The organism is Prosthecobacter sp. (assembly GCF_044232965.1).
Lineage (GTDB): Bacteria > Verrucomicrobiota > Verrucomicrobiia > Verrucomicrobiales > Verrucomicrobiaceae > Prosthecobacter.
In genome coordinates this window covers 1-4,652 of the sequence record NZ_JBIIKX010000144.1, presented here as the reverse complement: position 1 = coordinate 4,652, position 4,652 = coordinate 1, and the positions used below count along the sequence as shown (strand labels likewise).

At 60.4% G+C, this 4,652-nt stretch carries 6 protein-coding genes; 3 read left to right on the top strand and 3 right to left on the bottom strand.

The features are described from left to right. The 3 genes from ACILSI_RS26695 to ACILSI_RS26685 form a co-directional block, all read left to right on the top strand. Window positions 1-556, top strand: a 556-nt coding sequence (locus tag ACILSI_RS26695) for an SGNH/GDSL hydrolase family protein (RefSeq protein ID WP_395724978.1), incomplete at its 5' end; no start/stop codon positions are given. Further along, window positions 553-1,866: a hypothetical protein gene (locus tag ACILSI_RS26690; protein WP_395724977.1), complete on the top strand. Its 1,314-nt coding sequence runs from the start codon at window positions 553-555 to the stop codon at window positions 1,864-1,866. The genes ACILSI_RS26695 and ACILSI_RS26690, both read left to right, overlap by 4 nt. A gap of 21 nt (window positions 1,867-1,887) precedes the next feature. Next, window positions 1,888-2,031: a hypothetical protein gene (locus ACILSI_RS26685; RefSeq protein WP_395724976.1), complete on the top strand. Its 144-nt coding sequence runs from the start codon at window positions 1,888-1,890 to the stop codon at window positions 2,029-2,031. Here the strand turns inward: ACILSI_RS26685 and ACILSI_RS26680 are convergent. From ACILSI_RS26680 to ACILSI_RS26670, 3 genes are read right to left on the bottom strand one after another with little or no spacing between them, the layout of a single operon-like run. Further along, window positions 2,019-3,374: an ATP-binding protein gene (locus tag ACILSI_RS26680; protein ID WP_395724975.1), complete on the bottom strand. Its 1,356-nt coding sequence runs from the start codon at window positions 3,372-3,374 to the stop codon at window positions 2,019-2,021. The two genes, ACILSI_RS26685 and ACILSI_RS26680, sit on opposite strands and share 13 nt — an antisense overlap. A 22-nt stretch (window positions 3,375-3,396) precedes the next feature. Continuing rightward, on the bottom strand, window positions 3,397-3,888 hold the full coding sequence (locus tag ACILSI_RS26675) for a DUF6908 domain-containing protein (protein ID WP_395724974.1): 492 nt from the start codon (window positions 3,886-3,888) through the stop codon (window positions 3,397-3,399). Between the two features lie 20 nt (window positions 3,889-3,908). Continuing rightward, entirely contained in the window at window positions 3,909-4,514 is a 606-nt protein-coding gene (locus ACILSI_RS26670; protein WP_395724973.1) for an AAA family ATPase, read from the bottom strand. Window positions 4,515-4,652 lie beyond the last annotated feature (138 nt).

Here is a 4,652-nt window from a genome sequence, read left to right as displayed (position 1 = left end):
GATCTCGCTCAAGACCAAGCCTTCGGATGGTCCAGCTTTGCCACTGGTCCTGCTCATCGGCGATTCCATTACCGTGCGCTATGCCGCCGAGGTGGGCTCGGAACTCAAGGGCAAGGCCTACGTCTCCCTGCTCGGCAGTTCCAAGGCCGCGGGCGACCCCGCGTTGCTCGATGAGATCAAACTCGTGCTCCGGCAGAATGTTTACTCGGTCATCCACTTCAACCTTGGCCTGCACGGCGACGTTGCCGATGTGCGCACCGGATTGCCCGATGTGATTGCCACGCTCAAACGCCATGCCCCCAACGCCAAACTCATCTGGGCCACCACCACGCCCTGCCAAAAAAAGGACGACGCCCCTGACGCAGATGTCATCGAAAAGAACCAAGTCGCCGCTACGATCATCGCCAAAGCAAGCATCGTCGTGGATGATCTCTACACGCTGGTCGCGAAACACCCCACAAAACTATGGGACGCTGGCGGGGTGCACTACACCGCTGAGGGAACGGCGATTCAGTCCAAGCAGGTCGCGCAATCCATCATGCCGCTATTGCCATGAAGATTCTCCTTTTCATCACATGCCTGTTTGCCTCGGCAATCAAGGCCCAAGAGCCAGCGCAACTCCTAGCGGGCACCGCCAAGGTCGAAATCACGCCCGCAGCCGATCAGGCGGTCAATCTGGTGGGCCAGCCACTGCAACTCCGCGATCCCTTGTTTGCGCGAGTGCTCGTGCTGAAGACTCCACAGACCTCCATGGCCATCGTTTCCGTCGATCTCATCGTCTTCGCTTCCAAGAAGGTCATTGATGAAGCCAAAGCGAAGTATGGCCTCGATCACCTCATCCTCTGCGCCACACACACCCACGCCGCGCCGGCGCCACGCGGCATGATCATCAAGCCACCTGCCGCGCCCGATTGGACGCGCAGCCCCAAGGCACCGGCGGAAGTCATCGACTGGCCCGGCTTGTCCGCCGATCCCTGGTATGCCGCCATCGAGGCCAAAGTCATCGCCGCCATCGGTCAGGCGACGCAGAACCTCTTTCTGGCACGACTCGCGGCAGGCAAAGGCCCCTTTGAGAGCGCTTTCATGGCCCACAATCGGCGACTTGTGCGCGCCGGCATCGTCGGTGCCATGTGGGAGAATCCAGATCGCCGACCGACAAAGCCAGTCGATCCTACGGTCGGCGTCATTCGCGTCGAAGACATGACCGGCAAGCCGCGAGCCCTCGCCGTCCAGTATGCCTGCCACCCCGTGACCCTCATGGGTGCAGGGGTGGTCTCGCGCGACTACCCAGGAGCCATGGTCGATCACATCGAGCAAGAACTCGGTCCCGACTGCATGGCCATGCTTCTCCAAGGCGCGTCAGGCGATCTCGATCCCTATGACTTGCACAACCTGCGAGGCGGAAACCGCTTCAACATCGCCAAACAAGCCGGCATCTCGCTGGCCAAAGGCGCGCTGCAAATCGTCCAAAATCTCAAGGCGCAATCAGCCAGCGCGATCCAGGTGAAGGAAAGCCTGCTCACCATCCCCAATCGCCACGGCAACCTCAGCACCGAGGTCGGTCTTCTGACCATGGCGATCGGCCGCGAACTCGCCCTCGTCGCCATCCCCGGCGAACCCTTCATTCAGCATCAACTCGATCTCACCGCGCAATCCCCCATCGCCAACACCTTCATCCTCGGCCTGGCCTATCACGGCAAAGGCACGCCATTCGTCGTCTATATCCCCACCGCCCAAGCCGTCAAAGAAGGCGGCTACGGAGCCACTGAATGCAGCTTTCTAGCTCCAGATGCTGGCGAGAAAATGGTGAATGAAGCGGTGGCCCGACTTCAAGACCTCGCATCCCCGCCGAAGGCTTCGAAATGACCGATTCCATCATCCCCCATCATGAAACCAACCCGCATCCTCACCGCCCGGCTGGTGATTCCCTTCGACGTGACCAGCCCCTCACACCCCGTCTCCTCGCCACGTCCAGGATCAACTCGCCCCGGCCCCCTCAAAAGCAATTCCTCCGCCGATCAACTCGGTTGAAACCCGATCATCCTTCGGTTCTTCCCCTTCTCCCCTGAGTGCTCCGCCTTCGCCTTCTTCACCTTGGCGATTTCCTTCTCCAGCATCTTCTGAGTCACAAGCCACCGCTCCGGATTCGGATCCACACTCCCCACATGAATCGCGTTCACGCAAACATTCAAAATGTCCCCGCCGCTGAGTCCCTTCGATAGCTCCGCGAGAACTGCGTAATCAGCCTGCACCCGATCTGGGTTGGGTAGATGAAGGGCGAACAACTCCCTTCGCATGGAGGCGTTTGGAAGGCGAAATTTGATGTGGCGCTGGATGCGGCGCAGCAATGCGGGGTCGTAGTTCTCAAACAGGTTCGTGGTCACGATCACCACCCCGTCGAACCGATCCAATTCCTGCATCAGGCAGTTGCGATTTTGGTTGATGGAGGTTGAGCAGGATTCGCCGGTGGCGACGCGCTTGGAAAGAAGGCTGTCGGCCTCGTCGAAGAACAGCACCGCGTCATGCTCACGCGCGGATTGGAACGCTGCTTTGATGTGCTTGGCGGTGTCGCCGAGGTATTTGGAAATCACCGCGCTGTAATCCACCTGATAGAGCGGCTTCCGCAGCCGCAACGCGATGCCAAGAGCTGCACGAGTTTTACCCGTTCCCGGTGGGCCGTAGAAGTTCAAAATGCACTTTCCTTCCTGCGGTTGGATGCTGCTCAGGTTCCAGATGCGGTCCAGATCTGCACGGATCTCCAGCGCCCGCAGACCGGACAGAATGTCCGTCTTCACCTCTGCATGCAGGATCAACTTGTCGAGTTCATGGCGCGCCTCTGGCTGCACGAGGTGGCCGACGTCAGGGGCGGGTTCCTCTTCATTGCGCCTCCGGCGGGGCGGGTTGCGGTGATCATCGGCCGTGGCCGCGTCGGGCGGCAATTCGATTTCAGGGGTTTCGGCGTTTCGGTTCAGGGTGCGTGTGGGCATGGTGGTGTCGGTGGTGTGTTGGGTGTGGGTACATGCGGCAGATTGGCTATCCACAGTGTGCGTATAGCAGGTGCCGCAAAAGGCGTGTTCAAGGCGGGTGGTGTCGGTGCATTGCACGATCTGCTTCGCATAGGCCGGCATGCGGCGGTGCAGGATGATCATCTGCTTGGGGCTGAGGCATCCGCGCCGCTGATACTGGCGTGCGAAGCTGGTCATTATCTCGGCATCGGGTCCGGTGAACCCGATGCCATTGCGCTCAATGGTGGTTTCACGGCATTGCTCATCAGCCGTCTGGTTCTGGTAGATGCGCATTAGCGTTCGCAAGGCCCAGCGGTCGTTGCTGGCAATGCGATGGCGCAGTTGTTCGATGAGGTCTTTCTTGCTCATGGGTGGAGGGATGGGTTCAGGTTCATGAATCAGCATTGAACCGATCTTCCCTTGGCCTCGTCACCATGACCGCGTGTGTCGCACCGTTTTGATCACCATATTGGCGCTCGAACACGGCCATGAATCCCTGCTGCTTGAGGTTGCGGTCCCACTGGGTGGCGAAGTCGCGCAAATCACGCATGATCGCGGGCTCTCGCGGCTCGATTAGTCCAGCGCTGCTCACGCTTGACACCACCTGATAGCAGCCGAGGTAGCTGTTCTCGAAGGTGAGCGGCGTCCAGGTCGTGCCTTGTTCCGCAGGAACTACGAGGAACGTGATTTCAGGATCGCGCATCGCGTCACCGTTCTGCTCGGCGTAGTGCGCCACGCTGACTTCATACGCGCCGTTCGGATACGGACCGCCGATCACCTCGATCACCAGTCGCATGAACGGCGGGTTCTCAAGACGGAGGTAGCGAGTGCGGACGGCCTCAAAGCCGCCGTGTTGATCAATCATTTGTTGGATGTGTTGCATGGTCGTTCGTTGGTTCGGGTTCAGGGTGTGTGGTCGAGGTAGGATTCGAGATCGGCGAGGGCGGCCCGCACACAGCCGCCGCTGCCCACGGCGATCTGGTTCGCGGTCACCAGCGGCACGGCCCAATGAGCGGTCAGGAAAGCGGCCAGTTCCTCCGTGGTCGGCGGCAGCAGCTTGATCGCTTGGAACCGCGTCTGGAACCGCTCGGTGAGCAGATCGAGCTGGAGGTTGCTCGTGCCGAGGAATGCTCGGCCCGGTGGTAGGCGGTCAAGGTAGGTGAGCAGCAGGTCCTGCGCTTCACGGGAGCAGCGGTCCAGCTCATTGACGATCTTGACCGACCATGAACTAAACAGGCTGCCATAAGGAAGCTGCTTCATCCACTCGCGCACAAGGTCCACCGTCACCTCACGCCCGTTGTAGTCCTCGATGGAGAGCGGCGTGCCTGCGAGCTGCAATGCCACCAACTCCACCACGCTGGTCTTGCCCACGCCCGGCGGACCGTAGAGCAGGAGCTTCATCGTGGCTGAGGGATCAGCCGCCAAGCGCTTCGCTTTGCCCGCCTGCGCCAGCGCCACTCGCCACGCCTGGCCGATCAAATCCTCCGCCGTGCGCGGTCGCCAGTTCATCGGCGACTGCACGGCTTTAGCAGCCTGTTGAAAAAGAGGGGTTAAAAAGGCCAAAACTTGGGGGCCAGTCTTCTTCGCGGCCTGGGTGCTGTTGGTGGCCGATTCGCATGATGGAACCTTGTGGCGCTCTCAAGCGTG

Coding starts and splice junctions, on each gene's coding strand:
- ACILSI_RS26690 (WP_395724977.1), top strand. CDS start 553: ATGAAGATTCTCCTTTTCATCACATGCCTGTTTGCCTCGGCAATCAAG.
- ACILSI_RS26685 (WP_395724976.1), top strand. CDS start 1,888: ATGAAACCAACCCGCATCCTCACCGCCCGGCTGGTGATTCCCTTCGAC.
- ACILSI_RS26680 (WP_395724975.1), bottom strand. CDS start 3,374: ATGAGCAAGAAAGACCTCATCGAACAACTGCGCCATCGCATTGCCAGC.
- ACILSI_RS26675 (WP_395724974.1), bottom strand. CDS start 3,888: ATGCAACACATCCAACAAATGATTGATCAACACGGCGGCTTTGAGGCC.
- ACILSI_RS26670 (WP_395724973.1), bottom strand. CDS start 4,514: ATGAACTGGCGACCGCGCACGGCGGAGGATTTGATCGGCCAGGCGTGG.